Annotated in this window: 17 protein-coding genes and 1 pseudogene; all 18 read right to left on the reverse strand. The window is 42.3% G+C overall.

Translation table 11 applies throughout. The annotated features are described in order from the left end of the window. Positions 1–110: 110 nt before the first annotated feature. Positions 111–374: pseudogene (locus H6G69_RS27585) on the reverse strand (3-deoxy-7-phosphoheptulonate synthase); the annotation flags it as partial. A 166-nt stretch (positions 375–540) separates the two neighbouring features. Next, complete coding sequence (gene trpD / locus H6G69_RS27590) at positions 541–1662, reverse strand: anthranilate phosphoribosyltransferase (protein ID WP_190692311.1); 1122 nt, start codon at positions 1660–1662, stop codon at positions 541–543. Positions 1663–1738: 76 nt separating this feature from the next. Beyond that, the gene (gene trpB / locus H6G69_RS27595) at positions 1739–2962 is read right to left on the reverse strand and encodes a tryptophan synthase subunit beta (RefSeq protein ID WP_190692312.1); all 1224 of its coding nucleotides are present in this window, start codon (positions 2960–2962) and stop codon (positions 1739–1741) included. A gap of 148 nt (positions 2963–3110) precedes the next feature. Next, positions 3111–3929 (reverse strand): tryptophan synthase subunit alpha, encoded by an 819-nt coding sequence (trpA, locus tag H6G69_RS27600; protein ID WP_190692313.1) that lies wholly within the window; start codon positions 3927–3929, stop codon positions 3111–3113. 6 nt (positions 3930–3935) lie between these two features. Beyond that, positions 3936–4760 (reverse strand): indole-3-glycerol phosphate synthase TrpC, encoded by an 825-nt coding sequence (gene trpC / locus H6G69_RS27605; protein WP_190692314.1) that lies wholly within the window; start codon positions 4758–4760, stop codon positions 3936–3938. Between the two features lie 96 nt (positions 4761–4856). Continuing rightward, positions 4857–7058, reverse strand: a complete 2202-nt coding sequence (locus tag H6G69_RS27610; RefSeq protein ID WP_190692315.1) for an anthranilate synthase — start codon at positions 7056–7058, stop codon at positions 4857–4859. A gap of 309 nt (positions 7059–7367) precedes the next feature. Continuing rightward, a complete protein-coding gene (locus H6G69_RS27615; RefSeq protein ID WP_190692316.1) occupies positions 7368–8744 on the reverse strand; it encodes an alkaline phosphatase family protein in 1377 nt (458 codons plus the stop codon). A gap of 81 nt (positions 8745–8825) precedes the next feature. Beyond that, positions 8826–10067 (reverse strand): metabolite traffic protein EboE, encoded by a 1242-nt coding sequence (eboE, locus tag H6G69_RS27620; RefSeq protein ID WP_190692317.1) that lies wholly within the window; start codon positions 10065–10067, stop codon positions 8826–8828. A gap of 84 nt (positions 10068–10151) precedes the next feature. After that, positions 10152–11351 (reverse strand): 3-dehydroquinate synthase, encoded by a 1200-nt coding sequence (locus H6G69_RS27625; protein ID WP_190692318.1) that lies wholly within the window; start codon positions 11349–11351, stop codon positions 10152–10154. Beyond that, positions 11348–11482, reverse strand: a complete 135-nt coding sequence (locus H6G69_RS34545) for a hypothetical protein (RefSeq protein WP_277883478.1) — start codon at positions 11480–11482, stop codon at positions 11348–11350. Before H6G69_RS34545 ends, H6G69_RS27625 begins: the two co-directional genes overlap by 4 nt. A 112-nt stretch (positions 11483–11594) precedes the next feature. Beyond that, positions 11595–12422 (reverse strand): bifunctional chorismate mutase/prephenate dehydrogenase, encoded by an 828-nt coding sequence (tyrA, locus tag H6G69_RS27630; protein ID WP_190692319.1) that lies wholly within the window; start codon positions 12420–12422, stop codon positions 11595–11597. Between the two features lie 17 nt (positions 12423–12439). Further along, positions 12440–13726, reverse strand: a complete 1287-nt coding sequence (locus H6G69_RS27635) for a glycosyltransferase family 4 protein (protein ID WP_190692320.1) — start codon at positions 13724–13726, stop codon at positions 12440–12442. A 62-nt stretch (positions 13727–13788) separates the two neighbouring features. Beyond that, on the reverse strand, positions 13789–14688 hold the full coding sequence (eboC, locus tag H6G69_RS27640) for a UbiA-like protein EboC (protein ID WP_190692321.1): 900 nt from the start codon (positions 14686–14688) through the stop codon (positions 13789–13791). 60 nt (positions 14689–14748) lie between these two features. Next, positions 14749–15669, reverse strand: coding sequence for a TatD family hydrolase (locus tag H6G69_RS27645; RefSeq protein WP_242072203.1), 921 nt, complete (start codon positions 15667–15669; stop codon positions 14749–14751). A gap of 11 nt (positions 15670–15680) precedes the next feature. After that, a complete protein-coding gene (locus H6G69_RS27650) occupies positions 15681–16415 on the reverse strand; it encodes an EboA family metabolite traffic protein (RefSeq protein ID WP_190692322.1) in 735 nt (244 codons plus the stop codon). 502 nt (positions 16416–16917) lie between these two features. After that, positions 16918–18075, reverse strand: coding sequence for a scytonemin biosynthesis PEP-CTERM protein ScyF (gene scyF / locus H6G69_RS27655; RefSeq protein ID WP_190692323.1), 1158 nt, complete (start codon positions 18073–18075; stop codon positions 16918–16920). 135 nt (positions 18076–18210) lie between these two features. Then, complete coding sequence (locus H6G69_RS27660) at positions 18211–19515, reverse strand: ScyD/ScyE family protein (RefSeq protein WP_190692324.1); 1305 nt, start codon at positions 19513–19515, stop codon at positions 18211–18213. An 86-nt stretch (positions 19516–19601) separates the two neighbouring features. Further along, positions 19602–20819 (reverse strand): ScyD/ScyE family protein, encoded by a 1218-nt coding sequence (locus H6G69_RS27665; protein ID WP_242072204.1) that lies wholly within the window; start codon positions 20817–20819, stop codon positions 19602–19604. Positions 20820–20861 lie beyond the last annotated feature (42 nt).

The following is a 20861-nucleotide window of genomic DNA, read 5'->3' on the forward strand; positions in this document are numbered from 1 at the left end:
CTGAATTATTGATATTAAGTCCTAATAAGCGTCCTTACTACCAACAAGGTCAAAGGGCTATGAAGCTTATTTTGTCTGCATTATAGCCCTTTTTGTATCCCCTTAAGAGGTACAACAACTTCGCTGGCTTCTCCATAACGGAATTCTCGACTCACCCGCTTGAAAGGTTTTTCCACACGTAAGACTTGCTCAATCCAAGGACTGAACTCTTGGATTTGCATCCGATCAATCGTAGAAGTATCGCCAATCATCCCTAAGATGACTTTATGCGCGCCGACACTTTTTTCGACTGTGACACCCCAAGATTCTTTTAAACCTTCACTGATACGAGTAATTTCGTCAGCAGGTGTACCGCTTTTAAGAACTACAATCATTATTTTTGACCTTTGTATAAACGAACAGAAATTATCTATAAATTCAAGGATTTGCCAATAAAAACATCCCAATTTTTTGTGGGGTGGGCATCCTGCCCGCTCTGGTTGGGGACGGGTGAGGACTCCCATCCCACAAGATAGATAATTTATTGCGTACTATTAGGAACTAGTGCAAGAATACTGCGAGTTGTTCTAACTTTGTCCAAGCTGCGCCACTTTGCAGAACTTCTTTAGCTAGGGTAATACCTTTGATGCAAGCTTGGGAAATATCTTTTGTCCCTTCAATTGCTTCACCAACTTGCAGTGCTAAAGCTGTATTCAAAGCAACTACATCTTGCTGTGCTGGAGTGCCTTTTCCTTGAAGCACGGCTTTCAATATTTCTGCATTTTCTTGTACATCGCCGCCACGCAATGCGTCCGTTGGTGCAGGATTTAAACCAAGTTCTTCAGGATTGATAGTCAGAGAATGGACAAGTCCATCTTGAAGTACAGCCAAATCTGTGACATCAGCTAATCCAGCCTCATCTAATCTTTCTCTGCCGTGGAGAGCGATCGCACGTCTACAACCCAGTTGTGATAAGGCTTGGGCGATTTCTTCAATTAACAATGGGTCATTTACACCAATAATTTGTCCTGTCGGACGTAGCGGATTGACCAAAGGCCCCAGCAGATTAAAAATAGTCCGCACTTTCAGGGTTTTTCGCAAATCAGCAACCGCCTTCAGTGCTGGATGCCAACCAGGAGCGAATAAAAAGGTAATGCCTACTTCTCCAACTGCCGCTTGTACCTTTTCTGGATTGGCGTTGAGGTTGATTCCCAAAGCTTCTAAGACATCAGCAGAGCCAGTCTTGCTAGATGCAGAACGATTGCCATGCTTGGCAACCTTTACCCCTGCGGCGGCGGCGACAAAAGCCACTGCTGTAGAGATATTAAAGGTAGAAGCACCATCTCCACCTGTACCGCAGGTATCAATTAGGGGAGTGGGGAATGGTGGTTCGGCTTCGCTCAGCAACCGGGAGTGGGGAGTAGGGGAAGATGATTGAGATTGTAAGACGCTGGCCATGCCTACTAATTCTTCGGCGGAGATGCCTTTGGTTTGAATTGCGGCTAAGATTGCGCCTGATAAGACAGGGGGAATGGCATCTGTTAGCCAACCGTGCATTAAATCTGTGGCTTGGTTAACTGTTAGTGATTGGCGTTTAAGTAACTGTTGTAATATGCCTGGCCAGTCAGAGGCAACAGCAGTTATAGAAATTTTGTCTGGCGGATTTTGAGTTATGGCTACCATATTGAATTAATGATTTAGAGCAGTCGAAGCATAAATTTAGAAATATTCTAAAAATACTGAGTTTCAACTCAGCACTTTACTTGAGGAGTTTAGCAACGGTTTGAACATCCTTATCACCTCTACCAGAGCAGTTAATCACTATGCGTGGGCTGCCTTCTAATTGGGGGCAGAGGGTTTCGAGGTAGGCGATCGCATGGGATGTTTCCAATGCAGGTATAATCCCTTCTAGCTGCGAAAGTCTTTGAAATGCTTCTAGTGCTTCTTCGTCAGTCACACTGTAATATTCAGCACGACCTAAATCTTTTAAATAACTATGCTCAGGCCCAACACCGGGATAGTCTAATCCAGCACTAATCGAATGAGCTTCAATAACTTGACCATCATCATCTTGTAAAATGTAGCTCATCGCACCGTGCAGCACTCCCACTCTACCTAGTGTCAGAGTTGCGGCGTGTTTTTCTGTATTTACACCTTCGCCTGCTGCTTCCACACCAATCAGACGCACAGAAGGTTCATGAACAAACTCATGGAACAATCCGATAGCATTGGAACCACCACCCACACAAGCTAAAAGAATATCTGGTAGTCCGTTCCATTTCTCTTGAGCTTGTACGCGAGTCTCTTTACCGATGATGGCGTGAAAGTCTCTGACGAGCATCGGATAAGGGTGAGGGCCAGCAACGGAACCTAGGATGTAGTGAGTTGTTTCAACATTCGTTACCCAATCTCGAATAGCTTCTGATGTGGCATCTTTAAGAGTGCCAGTCCCCGCCTCCACAGGACGCACTTCTGCACCCATCAGCTTCATGCGGAACACGTTCAGGGCTTGGCGTTCCATATCATGGATGCCCATATAGATGACGCATTCCAAGCCGAACCGCGCACATACAGTTGCCGTTGCTACACCGTGTTGACCTGCACCAGTTTCAGCAATGATGCGTTGTTTACCCATGCGCTTGGCTAGTAATACCTGCGCTAGGGCGTTGTTAATTTTGTGCGCGCCTGTATGATTTAAATCTTCTCTTTTTAAGTAAATTTGCGCACCAGTGCCATCGGGTCTAGCGTAGTGTGCTGTTAGACGTTCAGCAAAGTATAACGGGCTAGGTCTTCCTACATAATCGCGGAGTAAATTTTGTAACTGAGTTTGGAAGCCAGCATCGTTACGGTATTTTTCAACTGCGGCTTCTAACTCGCTGAGGGCGGGCATTAAGGTTTCGGGTACGTACTTACCGCCGAATTTGCCAAATCTCCCTAATGAGTCGGGTTGGACTGTATTTTTGATATCTGGAGTGCTGACCACTATCTAAAACCTCTCACATAAAAATTATTCTTTCCTCTGTGTCGCGCCAGTTGCTTCAAGTCGGGAAACCCGCCCAACGCACTGGCTTCTCTGCGTCTCTGTGGTTCGATAAGAAAACGAACCGCAGAGGCACAGAGGGCGCAGAGATTTATTTAGCACCAACTAGAGATGCAGGAGTAATTGCTGCTTTCAGTTCTTTACACAGTTGTTCTACTGCTTGTAAGCCTTCGGTGGGAGTACCTTCTGAAAGGCGTTTGACGAAGGCACTACCAACTATGACTGCATCTGCGCCCCATTCTTTAACTTGCTGGGCTTGTTCTGGTGCGGAGATGCCAAAGCCAACGCCAATGGGTTTATCGGTGACGCTGCGTAGGTCTGTTAGTAGGTGCTGGACGCGGTTTTGGATTTGAGAACGCATCCCAGTTACGCCTGTGACACTGACTAAATAGATAAAGCCTCTAGATTGACGAGCGATCGCATCAATTCTATCTTGGGAACTGGTAGGGGCTACTAATAAAATCACGTCAATGTTAAAGGTAGCGGCTGTTTGAATTAATTCTGCGGCCTCTTCTAAGGGTAAGTCTGGGACTACCAAGCCTTTTACGCCAACCGCAGCGATAGTTTGTAAAAATGGCTTGATGCCACGATGCAAGATGGGATTGTAGTAAGTAAATAGGATGATGGGTGCTTTGATGCTAGGGCTGATATCTGCCAACATCTCTAGCACTTGTTCTAATTTTGTGCCTCTTTGTAAGGCGCGGGTGGCGGCGGCTTGAATTACGGGGCCATCTGCTAGGGGGTCTGAGTAAGGAACGCCCAATTCAATAAAGTCAGCACCATTGCGATCTAATATGCGTAAAGCTTCGGCAGTAGTTTCTAAGTCTGGGTCGCCAGCTGTGATAAAAGGAATCAAAGCACATTGTTGGCGATCGCGTAAAGTTTGAAAATGCTCAGAAATAGTAGTCATTATGAATTATTTAAGTAATAAACTCTGCACAGCTTGTTCTATATCAGGTTGTTTAACTAAGGATTCACCCACCAAAACTGACCTAGCACCAACTTCAGCGACAAAGGTTAAATCAGCAGGTGTATAAATTCCCGATTCACTCACAACGGTGATATGGGAGTTTTGTATTTGTTCTTGTCTCTGGGTTAAAAGCTGCTGGGTTGTTTTTAAATCAACCGTAAAATTTTCGAGGTTGCGGTTGTTGATTCCTAATAAACGTAGTCCGTCTAGCTTTAATACTCTGTCTAGTTCAGCTAAGGTGTGGACTTCTACTAGCGCAGTCATCCCCAATTCATGAATGAGTTGCAAAAACTCTTGCAGTTGTTGGTCTGTAAGGATGGCGGCAATTAATAAAACTGCGTCTGCGCCTGCTGTGCGTGCTAGATATATTTGGTAGGGGTCAATGATGAATTCTTTACATAGTAGGGGTAATGAAACTTGCGATCGCACTTTACGCAAGTTATCAAAGCTACCTTGAAAGAACTTTTCATCAGTGAGAACCGATAGACAAGCTGCACCACCACGTTCATAAGCTTGGGCTATATTTACCGGGTCAAAGTCAGCCCGAATAACACCGCGACTTGGTGATGCTTTTTTTACTTCGGCAATTAAACTGGGATGTTTGGGATGTTGTTGTAAAGCTTTTAAGAAATCTCGCACAGTCGGCGCAGCAGCTAATTTTTGTTGCACAGCAGTCAAAGGTAATTCCTGCTGCATCTGGGCAACTTCTGGCCGTTTGTGCAAAACAATTTCTTCAAGGATATGCCGAGGCGGGGCGACTTGGTTTGTCATAAGTGGGAGGGGAAGAGGAAAAGGGGCAGGGGGCAGGGAGCAGGGGAGCAGAGGAAGAACAAGAAGTAATTATTTCTTACTCAGCACTCAGCACTTTTAACTAATAACTATTGACTCTTTACTTTGCGTGTAAGTCCGCACTACATTTTTAATAATTGTCATACCCACTTCTCCGGCTAAGGTCATGATTGATTCGGGATGGAACTGTACAGCCGCAATAGGTAGGGTTTGATGTTCTATAGCCATAATTACTTCATCCTCAGAAATTGCGGTCACTTTCAATTCCTGGGGTAAGCGTTGGGGTAAGGCAAACAGTGAATGATATCGCCCGACTGTAAAGGATTCTGGTAAGCCTTGGAACATGACAGAATCGGTAGCGGTGACAAAAACACGGGAAGATTTACCATGCTGGGGATAGTTCAGCACGCCTAATTCTCCGCCAAAAGCTTCAACAATGCCTTGTAAACCTAAACACACACCGAAAATCGGTATTTGCCGACGAATACAAGCGGCGACAGTCTCAGGAACTTTGAAATCCTGTGGTCTACCAGGGCCAGGAGACAAAACTACTAAATCTGGGCGTTCTGTATCAAAAACTGACTCTGGAAAGCCGTGACGGAGTGTGGTAACACTTGCACCTGTGGAACGAATATAGTTAGCTAGGGTATGAACAAATGAATCTTCATGGTCAATCAGTAAGATGCGTTTACCGGTTGGAACATCGGGGACGCATTTGCTTAATTTTGTAGAACCGCACTCGTCGATTTGTGTATCCTTTAGCTTGGCGCGGCGGATGGTTTCAAATAACGCGGCGGCTTTGGTGATGGTTTCTTGTTCTTCTGCTTGGGGTATGGAATCATAAAGCAGTGTTGCACCAACGCGCACTTCGGCTATGGAGTCTTTTAAGCGAATGGTTCGCAGAATTAAGCCGGTGTTTAAATTACCGTTGAAATTTAAATAGCCAACTGCGCCACCATACCAACGTCTAGCAGTGCGTTCGTGTTGTTCGATAAATTGAATTGCAGCGCGTTTAGGTGCGCCTGTAACTGTTACTGCCCAAGTATGACTCAAGAAAGCATCTAACGCATCAAAATCTGGACGTAATATGCCTTCTACATGGTCTACTGTATGGATTAAGTGACTGTACAATTCAATTTGGCGACGACCAATAACTCGCACTGAACCCGGTTCGCAAATGCGGGATTTGTCGTTGCGGTCTACGTCAGTACACATGGTCAACTCTGCTTCATCTTTGTGGGAGTTGAGTAACTGACGAATTTGTACAGCATCATCTATGGCATCTTGTCCACGGGTAATTGTGCCACTAATGGGACAAGTTTCTACCCGCCGTCCTTCAACTCTGACAAACATTTCTGGTGATGCACCAATTAAATATTCGCCACCTAAATTAAAAATAAATCCGTAAGGGCTAGGATTAATTTGCTTTAAGGTTTCAAATAATTTGCTGGGTTGTTCTTCACAGGCTGTGAAAAAGTTTTGGCTGGGAACTACTTCAAATAAGTCACCGCGACGGAAATAATCGAGGGCGAATTCAACTTGCTTGGCATATTCACCGATTTGATGATCGGCAGTTTTTGTCGGTGTCAAACGTTGACCGCGATAATCAACAGATTCACCTGTACGAGGCAGATTATAAGTGCTGCCGTGTGCTGTAATAAAGTCGTATTCTAACCGAAAAGCTTGTTGTTGATAGTAGTCTACAACTATCAGTTCATCGGGTAAATATAAAACTAAATCTCGTTGGTCTGAAGGACGTTTTAAGTGATGCGCAATTGGTTCAAATTGAAATACTAAGTCGTAACCAAATGCGCCATACAGTCCTAAATGTTCATCTTCTTGGCTATAAAATGTATGGAGGATTTCGCGGATAACTGTAAATGTTGAAGGCTGTTTACTACGTTCTTCTTCCGTAAAGAATTGCTGTGTAGGCTTAATTGACCCTGTGATATAGTTTTGATTTTGAGTGATATTTTCTAAGTCTTGTAACTTGCCTAGACGTTCATACAGCAACGCTAAGAGTATTTTACCGCGCTCATTTAGGGCGGTGAGAGTGAAAGTATTTTCTTTTGTGGTTAATTCTAATGGTGGGTTGACAAATCCAATTGCCCATCGCTTATATCTCCCTGGATATTCGTAGCTGCTGGTTAATAAACCTCCACGCTGAGAATTGAGATAAAACAAAATATCTTCGACGGCAGTCTCCATTTTGATTTCTGTAATCGAGCGCGAGACGCGCACATTATCCAAGGTTGTATAGGAATGGGAATCAGTAATCATAAAGAATTATTTAGAATTTTCAGAACTAACTTGGAACGATAGGAAAATTATAGAACTTGATTATTTTTCATTGACTTTACTTTAGTATGCTTTTTAGAGTTGATGTAGCTAGCAAAAACCATACTTCTCTATTTAGCCTACTCAATAAAATCTGGCTAATGAATGAATAATTTTTCGGTGAGGCTGACATTTTATTTGTGTTTCATAATATTTTGTTTTTAAGAATACAAAATTATTGATTTCTGTTTTTGCCAACATCCTTAAGAAAGAGATTTTGCTAGTTTTTGATTTTACCAAAAGATGGGTGTTTTATTTTATAGTTAAATGGTCAAGGATTAACTGACAGACACTAGTCGCCGGAATAGATGAGGAGTTGAGTAACTGGGTTTGTTGACTAATTAATAATGGCCCCTCAGATGGTGAAGGGGGAAGACAGCCGTGAGAACCTTTAACCAAAGAAGCATCTAAAGGAATCACATCCATTAAGTAGCGCAACCCAAGTTTTTTAGCTAAAAGTTTAGCACCAATTTTTAGTTTAGGAAATTTGATTTTTGGGTCTATGAAGAGTTCTACAGGGTCATAACCGGGTTTGCGATGAATATCGACAGTTGTGGCAAAATCAGGGGCGCGACTATCATCAAGCCAGTAATAATAAGTAAACCATGCGTCTGGTTGGGAGATAGCGACTAATTCACCTGAACGAGAATGGTTGAGATGATAGGCTGGTTTTTCGCTTTCGTCTAGAACGTAGGCGACTCCTGCTGTTTCTTCAAGGAGCGATCGCACTTTTGGGATATAAAATGGATCATTAACATAAACATGGGCTAGTTGATGGTCAGCAACTGCAAAGGCTTTACTCGCACCCGCATCTAAGAGTTCCCGTCCGAGTTCTTCACGCACTGTCAACAAGCCATGTTCGCGCAAAATACGGTTGAGGTGGATGGATTTAGATACTGATGTAATGCCGTATTCTGATAAAACAATGACTTGCGCGCCGCGATTTTCGTAATATTGAATTAAGTCGCTGCAAACTGCGTCAATTTCTTGTAAGTCTTTGGCTACTTTGTCTGGGTTAGGGCCGAGTTTTTGTAGGCAGTAGTCTAGATGTGGTAAATAAATCAGGGTTAGGGTTGGATTATTTTGTTCTTCGACAAACTTGGCTGAGTCTGCAATCCATTGAGTAGATAGAATTGAGGTGTTAGGCCCCCAGAAGTTGAAAAGAGGAAATTGGCCTAGTTGAGATTGAAGTTGCGATCGCAAATTTTCTGGTTGAGTATAAATATCTGGTAGTTTTCGACCATCGGCTGGGTACATCGGTCGAGGCGTTACCGCATAGTCTACCGAAGAGTACATATTGTACCACCAGAATAAATTGGCGCAGGTAAAACTAGGGTCTAGTTGTTTGGCAATATCCCAGATTTTGGGAGACTGGACTAGTTTGTTAGACTGTCGCCAAAATTTGGCTTCACACTCATCTCGAAAGTACCAACCGTTAGCAACAATTCCATGTTCATCGGGTGTTTTACCTGTGAGATATGTGGCTTGGGCTGTACAGGTAACAGCAGGTAAGACGGGTTCTATTGGTACGGCTTTTCCAGTGGATGTCCAACGCGAGAGGAAGGGGGTGTGTTGGCCTATTAGGTTGGGGGTTAGTCCGACTACGTTGAGGATGACTGTTTTTTGCATACGAACCGCAAAGGACGCAAAGGACACAAAGGAAGGGAAAAGAGTTGAGTTAAGAAAAGAATCAAATGACAAATGACAACTTTAACTAGGGACTAATTGCTTAGTTAACAGTTTGTTCATTACCCATTCATATTCACGTTGAATGGAGGCTGGTAAGTCTAATTTCATTTCATCAGGTAGGACTTCCCAGGTGTAGGTTTCGATTTCTAAGTGGTTGCAAAAGTGCTGATTTTGTAGCAGGTTTAAAACATTTACAATATCGTCTTGAGTGGATTGTAATAGTTGATAATCACGCACGAATATCGGAACATGGAAGTGAATTCGCCATTCTTCATCTGTGGTATTTTTGAGGTTTGGTAAGGCGTTTTCTAAATCTGAGTAGTGAAGCAGTCTGTTATTTTGTGTGCGTGCAATTACTTGATGTAAATATGTAGACTCGGCAAAAGGTTGTAATTTTTCTAATATTAATTGGCGTTGTTGTGTATCTTTGGGTATATTGACTTGCAATGCTGCACTAATTTGGATTTTACTAACTTTTATTCCAGTAGCTTGGAACTTTTTTAAAACTAAGATAGGGTCTTCATACTCTACAGCAAAATGGCAAGTATCATAACAAACGCGCACATGGTCTAATATATATTGTTCAGCAGTTTCTTGGGAGATACTTAATTGCTTGGTTAAATAATTCCTGGCAATGGGTAATAAATACTTTTGAAAATAATCTACTACTTCGTCGGCATTTTCAATTAACCCGTCTGGTTCTGGTTCTAAACCCAAGTGTATGAGTTTACCTTGTTCAGTGCGGATGCGAATCATTTGTTCTACTAGCTCTGCTATGTGGAGGCTAGAACTGTTCATTACTGATGCTTGAACAAATTGATTGGCGTCAAACCAAGGTTTATAAGAAAGGGGTAATGTGGAGATGCTACCTTCTATATTTGGTGGTAATATTTCTGCCAGAATTTGCGTTAGTTGCAATGTATATTCTAGGCGTTCTTGCTTTGTCCAATCTGGTGCATAAACTTGGTCTTTAACTATTTGCCGATGAAATTGTCCGTAGGGAAAGCCGTTTAAGGTAAATACGTATAAATCTTGTTGGGTTAACCAGGATTGGAATTGAATTAATGTATCTTTTTGAAGTAGTTCTTTAGCGGCTATGGCTGCTAAACGTAAACCTATACCGAATGGTTTATTAGGTGATAGTTTTGCTTTTAATGGTGGTAGATATTGTTGGAGGTTAGCAAAGACTTGTTGCCATTCTTCGCCAGGGTGAATGTTTGTGCAGTAGGTTAAGTGAAGGTTGTTGTCGGTTCCTATTTTCATAATTTATACCAAGATGATTTTTTAACGAACCGCAGAGGCGCAGAGAACGCAGAGGATATTGAGATTGCTTAATACGTATTGTTGTTATTTAAATTCACGTAGTAAGGATATTGCGTGTTTGTACAAAGACACATCTACTTCGTGAACTTCAATTCCCTTACCAATATTTTGCAGTAGGGTTAGGGTTAATTCTCCGCCTAAATGTTCGCGGAATTCTGTTAAACCTCGGAAGAGACAACGAGAGTTATTGATAGATAATGATTGTTCAGCTAGTTCAGGTATATACAAACTAAAACCTAGCGCAACAAGTGTTTTTAATATCTTTTGCCACTCTTGATGAGAAAGCATTCCTAAGAGATAGGAATAGGTGCTATCTAAGGCGATACCAATAGCTACTGCTTCGCCGTGTCGTAATCTATAGTTGGTCAATTGTTCTAGTTTATGGGCTACCCAATGTCCAAAATCTAAGGGGCGGGATGAACCCATTTCAAAAGGATCGCCGGCTGTGGCTATATGTTCTAGGTGTAACTGGGCGCAACGATAAATAAGTTGTTGCATAGCATCCATGTCTCGACAGGCAAGGGCTGTAGTATGGTCATGGATGAAATGGAAGAAGTTAGCATCTTTAATTAAGGCGACTTTGATGGCTTCGGCTATTCCAGAACGCCAATCGCGATCGCACAATGTACTCAAGAAGCTAAAATCGTTAATTACAGCATAAGGTGGGGCGAATGTCCCCAAAAAGTTCTTTTTACCAAAGGCGTTGATACCGTTTTTCACCCCTATTCCTGAGTCGTTCTGCGCTAACACTGTTGTGGGAATGCGAATGAGGCGCACACCCCGATGTGCTGTGGCTGCTGCATATCCGATTAAATCTAAGACTGCACCTCCGCCAATTCCTAACACGTAAGAATGGCGACATATCCCGGCTGCTTCAATTAGTTGGTGAATTTGTTCTAACAATTTTGGCTCATTTTTTGCCGCCTCTCCACCTGGAACTAATAAAGGTTCCGCCGCTAGTGTCAGCACTTCGGCATAGAAATTTGTATAGTTGGTTAATTGTTGGGATAAATTCGGACAAAATTCTAATAATCCGGCATCAATTACGGCTAATATCTTTTTAGGCTTCTTTTCACCATCAGCTGCGATCGCTTGTGCTAATGTAGGATTTTTTAAGTCGAATATATTGTTAGTAAAGTGAACTTCATAGTTAAAAGTAACTACAACCCTTTGCTGAATAGGTTGAATGTGAAATTTATTTTTTTTGTTAATATCAACTATCATATTTTTGCTTCCATTAATGCAGCACGATTAAAAGCTTGGAGAAATAATTCCACTGAGGCGGAACTTTTGACTTGGACTTTGTTGCTGATAATAAAGTAAGGTACGCTGGTAATGCCAATAAAATTAGGCAAACCTCTGCGGAACTTTGCGTTTAACTCCGCGTTCCTCTGCGTTAAAAACACTATTTTTGTACCTCACTTAACTGAAAATTTCTATATTATGACTCCTGCCTTCTGCCTCCAGCTAAATTTGTTGAAAAAACCATTGAGTATTTTCAAACTCTTTAATTAAAGCCTCTCTATCTTTTTTGGCTACTAACTTTGCTAAACGATTATAAGTATTAGCTAAAGATTTAATTGCTTGGCATCTTTCCTCGGTAGCTAACATAATATCAACGCACAACTGAGGATTTTGGCGAAACAAACGTTTTAAAATCTCGATTTCTTGACGATAGCTAGGTGATGAAATTGATAAACTTTGTTCTATATCAATATCTGCTTGAGCTAAGAAAACACCCAAGCTTAACCTACAAAAATGCTGCGTTGCTTGAATATACACCATCAGGCGATCGTGTTCTTCTGGTGAACAGGTTATTAATTCTGCGCCTTGACTTTCGAGGAAATTTAATAACCATTGAAATGCTTCATGATTACGGCCAGGACATACAACTACTTTTTGCGAACAAAAAGATTGGACACTTGGGCCAAACATAGGGTGTAAACCCATAACCGGGCCAGAATGATGCGCCAGCATCGCCTGATATGGTTGAGTTTTAATACTCGTGATGTCGCACAAAGCTATATGAGGTGATAAATATTTAGCTGCACGTTTAATAACATCAACTGTATATTTAATCGGCACGCTGACTAATACTAGTTCTGTATTACTTAACAGTTGACCTGCATATTCCCAATCCTCTTGTTCGAGAATATTTACTTTATGTCCTGCCTCTAAAAGTTGCTCTCGAAATAATCTACCCATTCTACCATGTCCACCGATGATAGTTATTTGTCGGCATTTGACATGAGTTTTTGATGTGAACTCTGGGTTAAGTGAGGATTGCAAAACCATTTGCCAGTCTCCAATTTTCAAATATCAACAATTGATTCTTTGGGACTCAATTCAGGCAATACTTCTAAATTTGTGGTGCGGTTGGTAATTACATCAGTAAATAGTTGTTCATAGCTATCTAATGCTTGTTCAAAAGCATAGTTTTCGACAGCGAATTTTCTACCTTGATGACCTAGTTGTGCAGCTAGTTGAGGATTTTTATATAATTTCACCACCGCTTGAGCTAAAGTTTCTGGTGACTCTGGAGAGACAACAATACCGCCACCACTTTTACGAATGGCTTTTGCAGCCGTACCACTGGCGGGAACTGAAGCAATAATTGGGCGATCGCTTGCTAAAAGTAGTGGTATTTTAGAAGGCATATTGAAGGAAATTACATTTTTCTTCTGCACAACTAACCCCACATCAGCAGCAGCCAGCATTTGTGGTATTGTTTCCCTAGGTTGCAAGGGTAACAATAAAACATTATCTGCACCGCAATCACAACAATATTGTTGTAATCTTTCTAAAGCTTTCGCTTCACCAGCAATGACAAAGGTAATTTCTGGAATATGGCGCAAGTTAGCGGCGGCTTGAATTACTGTTTCTAAACCTTGAGTTAATGCAATATTGCCGGAATAAAGCACCACGAATTTATCGTTAAGATTGTGAGTTTGTCTCCAATTATTTTGTTTAGGGGAAGGTTTAATAAAATTTAAATTTACCCAATTAGGAATGCAATTAATTTTCTCACCAGGTACGCCTTTACTAAGTAAATTATCGACAAAGCCATCAGCAATCACGCTAATACTATTGGCAGTTCGATAAGCAAATTTTTCTAAGACTTCAAAAGCCTTAATCATCAATTTATTTTTAATAATGCCAACCCGCACACCAGCTTCTGGTAAAATATCTTGTACATTTAACACTACTGGGCAGTTATAAAACCAACCTAATAAAGTTGCAGGTACAGAAACTAACAAAGGCGGAACTGTTAATAAAATTACATCTGGACGTTCACCTTTGATAGCTTGAGGAAAGCTCGTCAAAACAAAACTTAATTCCAACAATAACCGATCTAAAAGGTTGGGTTTAGATTTAATTCGCAGATAACAACGTTGAATAGTCACGCCATTTCTTTCTTCTGTTACATACCACTTACCCTGATATTCATCATAAATTCGGCGTTCGGGATAGTTAGGCATACCTGTAATCACCCGCACTTGATGACCTCGTTTAACTAATCCTTCTGCGAGTTCCGTCATCAATGGTGCAATGCCAATCGGTTCTGGATGATAGTTGTAAGAATAAATCAGAATGTGCATGAGTTATGTTTGAAGAAAGCAGGGTGCAGGGGTGAAGTCTCACTTTTCATACTTCAGACTTTTTAAGTCACAGCAAAAATTCTGGCCAAAATCATCGACATTGGTAGCAGGCTCAGAACTAGCACGCCATAGGGTAAGCCTGCAAAACCCGCAGCGATAGTTGTATCTAAAATAATTAATGACAATACACCTGCTCTAACGGCGATGCGAATTTGCTCTGGGGTAGGTTGGCGTGCGGCTTTGATAAAAGGTAGTAAAACACGGATGGCTAATAATGCCAGGAATGGTAAAGCGGTAAGAACTTGATACTCTGTCAGCCATCCTAGACTTAAAAGCCCAACAAGAACTGCCACGATTAATAATACTGCGATGATGCCAGTGCTGAGTTTGCCTCCGTGTACTTCACCGCGACTAAGGGCAGTAATGGCAGCAATATAGATTATGGGGATGAAAGCCAAAAACCAGTAATCTTCGAGTATGGCGGGTACAACACTCACACCCAGCAATAAGTTACCGCCTCGACAAAGCCCCATATTGATGGGGCCGAGAATTGGGTGATGCTTTGCGATCGCATCATACAATAAAGCAGATGTGGCAATAGCGATCGCGAGTATGCCACTCAACAACGAAACCTGCACCGCCGCCGTTACCCCTATACATAACAGCACAGTCCCTAACACAGTTGCGCCTGTGCGTGATGCCCTACCGCTAGGAATCGGTCTTTCTGGGCGTTCTTGGGCATCTAGTTGAGCATCAAATACATCGTTGAAGACAATACCGCCACCATATAACCCAGTTGTCGCTAACAATAGCCATAACAGTGGCGTGAGATTTGCTGGGAAGAAGTACCCAGAAGCAGCGAAGCCAGCCATAATATCTGCCCAGGCGGTGATAATATTGGCGGGGCGGAGTAATTGCAGATATGCCCAGAGGCGATGAGAGTTGAGGGTGGCGGTGTTCATGGTTTTACTCACGCAAAGGCGCAAAGGCGCAAAGGGAAAAAGACAGAGTTTCTAGAGTACTTATTCAATGAGTGCGTATTCGTGGGGGGACTCAACTAATGGTTTTTGTCCTCGGAGGACGGAGTTATCGCTGTAGGTTTGGCGTTGGTCGATGGGTTCAGGGTTGAGCCAGTCGGACTCTTGCATTTGACCGCTTTGACTGTAGGCTGTGAGGGCATTTTGATAGCAAACTTTCTGCACAGCTTTTTCGGAAATGCCGCGTTCTAGCATCAGGAGGGCGGTTTTAGGGACGGCGAGAGGGTCGCTTACGCCCCAGTCGGCGCTGCTATCGACGATGATGTTATTACTGCCATATTGTCGGACAATTTCTACCATCCGGGCATTGCCCATTTTGGTATTTGGATAAATGGTGAATGCTGCCCAAAAGCCTCTATCAAGCACTTCTTGGACTGTTTCTTCGTTGTTGTGGTCAACAATTACCTGCGATGGTTTTAACCCATGTTCAATGCAGACATCCATACTGCGGCTTGTACCAGCTTTTTTATCGCGGTGCGGTGTATGAATCATCACCAACATATCTAGCTCTTTGGCGAGTTCTAGCTGGAGGCGAAAATATTTATCTTCGGCTGGTGTCATATCGTCATAGCCAATTTCTCCAATAGCTACCACACCTTCTTTACAAGCATACAGAGGCAACAATTCCATTACTTGTTCTGCTAAAGCTTCGTTATTAGCTTCTTTAGAATTTAAGCCAATAGTACAGTAATGTTTAATGCCAAATTGTGCAGCCCGAAATCTTTCCCACCCAACTAAGCTACTAAAATAATCTTGAAAAGAACCAACATTAGTACGTGGTTGACCAAACCAAAAAGCTGGTTCAATTACTGCCACAATTCCTGATTGTCGCATCAATTGATAATCATCAGTAGTGCGGGAACTCATGTGAATGTGGGGGTCGATAAACATCATATTGTTATCCATAACTTTTTTGCCTACTTTTTGCGTAATTCTTCTATCATTCCAGCGTCAGCAAATTTTTCTACCAATCGCCAAATTTCTGCTGATACTAAGCGATTGGCACTATATCTTTCGTGGGCATAATCAATTAACATTCGAGATAATTCACGGTTAGCACGTAAGTCTAAGCCTTGAATTAAATGCAAAGGACTGCCTACAAACAAAGCTTTCACCACCATCTGATTCCATGCCAAAGTATCAAAATATTCGGCGGGATAAGGATTTTGTAAAGCCACAGCATTAAATACTGCTGTCATATTGCTGCGAATTCCTTCTGCTGCCCGTTTTTGTAACTTTTCTGGATAAGGTAATAAAGGTAGTGCTTGATAAAGGGCAACTAATTCACCAACATCAGCAGCTTGAAATACTTGCTCTAAAATATATAAATATTTTTCGGAATCGGTTTGAGGCAGAGTTAATACTAATAATGTCCGTGCGGCTTGGTCTACACTCCAATGGCTAGGAAACCAGTTTGGGCGAATTTGTGCAGCATTATCTAAGTCTTGAGAAGTTAGTTTTAATTGATTTTTACCTGTATAACGAGAGACTTTACTAAAAGCACTAAAAAATATTCTTGTATTAGCACCACTATTTATCTGCTTGATTGTTTCCTCTAAGCAAGTAACAGCTTCTGAATTTATTTGTCGTGTTACCCAGTGGTGTAGTAATTCATTAATGCTGGTTATTTTTAAATCAGTGACAGCAGACATAATCAATACCTGAGAGAAGTATGAAGTATGAAGTATGAAGTCTGAAGTAATACCGGCGTTGCATAAATGCAGGATGAATTGAGATGTTTAACAAAAATAAAATATTGATTCTTCGCGCCTTTGCGCCTTTGCGCGAAACAAAAAACATCCCACTAATCAGCAATGCCGTAATACCAATTGAATGTGAAATTGCACATATTTCGCTCCCCCTAAATCCCCCTTCAAAAGCTATCCATTATAAACATCTTTCTTAACATTTCGAGAGTATTAACTCACGTCTCTAGAACCCTTATTCGCTCGTTTTTCATTCTCAATAAAAACACTGTTTTAGCGAGAAGAATAAATGATAATTTGTCAAGTATGCTTAAAGGTTCAGCCACTAAGATGCTTATAGAGCAATGGTTTTAAGATTGTAAAGAAAGATGTGGGTAACGCATAGCTTAAAAAGGGGGACTTTGATAGATGTTTTTCCGGTTCTTTTGAAGGGGGGCTAGGGGGGATCTTAACTTATGGCTTTTTGTTGGCGATTTCTCCGCAATTTCACAACAGCAGCACCTAAACCAAATAATCCCATACCTAATATTGAGCTTGGTTCGGGTACTTTGGCTCTGTCTTCAACGTTGAACACTTGAACACGGCCTTGGAAGAAGTCGCCGACATAAAGTTTCCCATCTTTGTAGCTTGTACCACCTGTCCAGTTAAATACGCCAGGACGCAAATCGAGGGGGTTGCCAAAGGGTGGCGAACCTAATGCGGGTGCTGGTACAATTGCGCCTGAAGCATCACGAGCAGGTTCGCCAATTTCCGTCAAGAATTTACCGTTTTTATCAAATACCTGAACGCGGCTATTGATAGAATCAGCTACGTAAATATTTTCATATTCATCTATTTCTATACCAATGGGCTGGTTAAATTCTCCTTGCCCTGTGCCTTGTTTACCAAATGTCAATAGGGGTGTGCCGTCAGGGTTAAGTACCTGAACACGGTTGTTAAACTGGTCACTTATATAAAATCTGCCGCTAACTGGAGAAATTCTCAGGCCTGCTGGCCCTTGAAACTGCCCAAGTCCAGTACCAGATGTGCCAATGGAACCAAGCAGTTGACCATCTGGAGTGTATTTATTAATTTTATCGCCGCTAAAATCACCTATATAGACGTTACCCTGTTTGTCAAATGTCACACCAGAAGGGCCAAAGAAAGCTCGACCAGGAATCAGACCACCAAATGAGCCAAAGGAATTAATAAAATTACCTTGAGGATCGTAGACATTAACGCGGTTATTAAAAACATCGCCTACATATAAATTTCCTGTTACCGGAGAGATTTCTAGGGCTGATGGTTCGTCGAATTCTCCTGGCCCTTTGCCGCCTTTACCGATCGCACCGATATAATTACCTTGAGGGTCAAAGACTTCGACTTTATTACCAATATTTGGGTTAAAAGTTCCATCGGGGTTAAGTCCACGCCCATTACTAATGAGGGTATTGCCATTTTGATCAACGGTAATACCTTGGGGAACAAACAACTGTCCAGGGCCAAAGCCAGGGCTACCAATACTACGCTCGTATTTTAAATTTAAAGAGAAAGCTTGAGTCGATGTTGCCAATACCATAAATCCGGTACTTGCAGTAGCGATCGCAAAATGTTTTACTAATCCCATAAGTTTTACAGTTCTGGTTGATGAGGTATACTCTTTGCTAGACTAATGTCGCTCCCAGACCTCGTTTGGGAAATTGAAAATTCGGGCTGCTGCCTCACGGGCAAAGGGCAGCAGTCCATTCTGTCAAAAGAGAAATTAAACTATTTCTGCTTTAGCCAAAGCTTGACGTTTGCGTTTCTTCGCCATCGCTACACTACCGAAGGTCGTCACTAAAATTGTGCCGAAGATAGTGCTAGGTTCCGGTACTCGCGCACTAGGGTCGATGCGGAGAATTTGTCCTGTGCCTGCTAATCGAGCGTGGTTGGAGGTATATAAATAACCATCAGGGCCAAAAGTGAGTCCCGAAGCTGCTTCTAGACCGTTACCACTCCAGACGGTTGTGCGGCTACCATCTTTGCCAATTTTGATAATCGAACCACTAATATCCCCAGTAATGATGCCGCCTTGTTGAATTTCCTTCCACTCGGAACTGTTGATATGTTGTAAGACAAACAAGTTACCTTCGCTGTCGTAAGCTGCACCAGTTAACTGTGTGAAACCATCAGCGATGGTTTTGATGCTCAAATCATCAGGATCAACTGAGAAGACACGCGCTTCTTTTTCTGGATATGGGAAGTATGTATACTCGCTGATTGTTAAACTACCATCAGGCGCGATCGCAATGCCTGTAGGTACTGATTGTTGTGTGACAGGTAAGGTACTAGGATCTACATCTGGCCCCAAGTCTGGGTATTCGAGTTTATCTCTAGGGATAACTTTGAGTGGAAATGCAGCTACATCTTGAATACCACTACCATCAAGACCAACAGAATAAATTGTGTTACCGCCGCCATCAACTACAAAAGCTTTATCATCTTTAATGGCGAAAGCATAGGGGTTAGAAATTATATCTGTACCATCAGGATTAAATTTGCTTTCATAGTCAGCAAAATCGGCAATGGTTGTCAGACCACCAGTTGCTAGGTCTACTTTATATAGTTTGCCTAGGTCAGGCCCTTTTAATATAGTATCCCGGTTAGAAGGATCACCTGCTAAACCAGTTAATAAATAAGCGTTACCTTGAGAGTCAAATTTGAAATCGGCTGGGCCAGCTGCTTGTTCTCCCGATGGAGACAATGCTAAAGAGGTGAGATTAGAAATGACAGTGGTTTTTGTCCCATCTTTAGCAATTTTGAGTAAAGTTCCATTTTGTGCAGCGCATAAAGGAATATAACCTGCACTGGGTGATGGAATACATCTGCCATCTTTGCCATCGCCGCCATAACCACTTTCAGTCACATAAAGATTACCGTTAGGGTCAAAGGCGAAATTTCGCGGATTATTCAGACCGTCCGCAATGACTGTTAAACCTGATAAACTAGCAGCTTCGGCGGCTTTTGACCCAGCAACAACGGCAACACAAACACTCAAAAGTGTAATAGTTAAATGTTTTAGCTTCATTTGTCGTAAGTTGAGAGATTAGTAAAGTTGTGGTTAATGATTCTGGGAAAATTGTTGAGACTGGGTTCGTGGCCTAAGTTTGTAGGTTAATTTTCAATCCCTACACCCCACACCCCCACACCCTTGATGTTTCTTTTCCGTAACCAATTCAGGCTGAAAACGCTAAATGCTACTAAGCCAACAGCAGAAGTAGGTTCGGGAATAGATTTTGAATTGTCAATTCTGATAATTTGTCCTTGTCCTGGGCGATCGCTCCGATTACTGATATAAAATGAGCCATCAGTACCAATAGTTAAACCGTTGGGTGATTCTAAGCCATTGCCACTCCAAATTGTGGTACGTGTACCATCGGCAGCAATTTTAATTAAAGAACCATCGAAGTTACCTTTCCACGCTGACTGATTAGCATATTGCAAAGCGTACAAATTACCTGCAATATCAAATTCCAAGTCTGTGAGTTGGGTAAAACCATCGGCGTAAACTGTGGCTTTACCGTCAGCACCTATCCGGTAGATTTTCGCTCCTCCTTCGGGAAAGGGAAAACCTGTAAATTGACTGACGTAGTAAGCACCATCAGGGCCTTTAACAACGCTAGAAGGTACTACTTGAATTGGAATCTGCGCTGGCGGTGGTTCTGTGGGAGTTGGCACTTGGCCAGGTTCATTAGATGGGTCTCCGGCTGGCGGAAAGACGGGATTATTCAATATTTCGTCGGGAAATATCGTCAGTGCTTGCAAATTACTGCCATCTTTTTTCACACTCAGTAAGTCATTTGCAGCTGCATCTACTGTCACTAGGCGCTCGCCATCAATCACAAAGCCCAAGGGATTGCTGTTTACATCACCTCCATCAGGGTTGTTGAGAAGTTCATAGTTGGCTAAATCGGCAACAACTGTCCAGGAGTTAGTTTGAAAGTCTGGGGTAATAATTTTTCCCAGAGCAGTATTGCCAAGGTTGTTGCGGTAGCTTGGGTTAGCCCCATAACTCACCAAAATATAGGGCTTACCTGTCGCATCAAATTGGATGTCGCGCGGGCCACCGCCTCCTGTACCATCAGCTAAAGCAATAGAAGGCAGTCCTGTTAGTACGGGCTTGACTTGGCCATTCCCAATTTTGAGAATTCTGCCACTTGTGCCGTAGCACAAAGAACCACCTTCACCACTTGCAGTTGGAACACAAGCACCTTTCCCTCCGGTTCCTGCCTCTGTGACATACAACTGTCCATCCGGGCTAAAGCTTAGACCTCTAGTATTATTCAGTCCGTCGGCAATGACGGAAAAGGACGCTGCGGAGGCTGTTTTCATACTGGCAACAGCAGCAACACAGAAGGAAAAAAGAGTGAGAGT

This window comes from Nostoc sp. FACHB-110 (assembly GCF_014697425.1).
Lineage (GTDB): Bacteria > Cyanobacteriota > Cyanobacteriia > Cyanobacteriales > Nostocaceae > Nostoc_B.

Bases quoted from the DNA above. Each gene is read 5' to 3' on its own strand.
- H6G69_RS27650 (WP_190692322.1), bottom strand. From the start codon at position 16,415: ATGTCTGCTGTCACTGATTTAAAAATAACCAGCATTAATGAATTACTA.
- H6G69_RS27660 (WP_190692324.1), bottom strand. From the start codon at position 19,515: ATGAAGCTAAAACATTTAACTATTACACTTTTGAGTGTTTGTGTTGCC.
- H6G69_RS27645 (WP_242072203.1), bottom strand. From the start codon at position 15,669: ATGGATAACAATATGATGTTTATCGACCCCCACATTCACATGAGTTCC.
- eboC (WP_190692321.1), bottom strand. From the start codon at position 14,688: ATGAACACCGCCACCCTCAACTCTCATCGCCTCTGGGCATATCTGCAA.
- scyF (WP_190692323.1), bottom strand. From the start codon at position 18,075: ATGGGATTAGTAAAACATTTTGCGATCGCTACTGCAAGTACCGGATTT.
- H6G69_RS27625 (WP_190692318.1), bottom strand. From the start codon at position 11,351: ATGATAGTTGATATTAACAAAAAAAATAAATTTCACATTCAACCTATT.
- trpC (WP_190692314.1), bottom strand. From the start codon at position 4,760: ATGACAAACCAAGTCGCCCCGCCTCGGCATATCCTTGAAGAAATTGTT.
- tyrA (WP_190692319.1), bottom strand. From the start codon at position 12,422: ATGGTTTTGCAATCCTCACTTAACCCAGAGTTCACATCAAAAACTCAT.
- trpA (WP_190692313.1), bottom strand. From the start codon at position 3,929: ATGACTACTATTTCTGAGCATTTTCAAACTTTACGCGATCGCCAACAA.
- H6G69_RS27665 (WP_242072204.1), bottom strand. From the start codon at position 20,819: ATGAAAACAGCCTCCGCAGCGTCCTTTTCCGTCATTGCCGACGGACTG.
- H6G69_RS27615 (WP_190692316.1), bottom strand. From the start codon at position 8,744: ATGCAAAAAACAGTCATCCTCAACGTAGTCGGACTAACCCCCAACCTA.
- H6G69_RS27635 (WP_190692320.1), bottom strand. From the start codon at position 13,726: ATGCACATTCTGATTTATTCTTACAACTATCATCCAGAACCGATTGGC.
- H6G69_RS27610 (WP_190692315.1), bottom strand. From the start codon at position 7,058: ATGATTACTGATTCCCATTCCTATACAACCTTGGATAATGTGCGCGTC.
- eboE (WP_190692317.1), bottom strand. From the start codon at position 10,067: ATGAAAATAGGAACCGACAACAACCTTCACTTAACCTACTGCACAAAC.
- trpD (WP_190692311.1), bottom strand. From the start codon at position 1,662: ATGGTAGCCATAACTCAAAATCCGCCAGACAAAATTTCTATAACTGCT.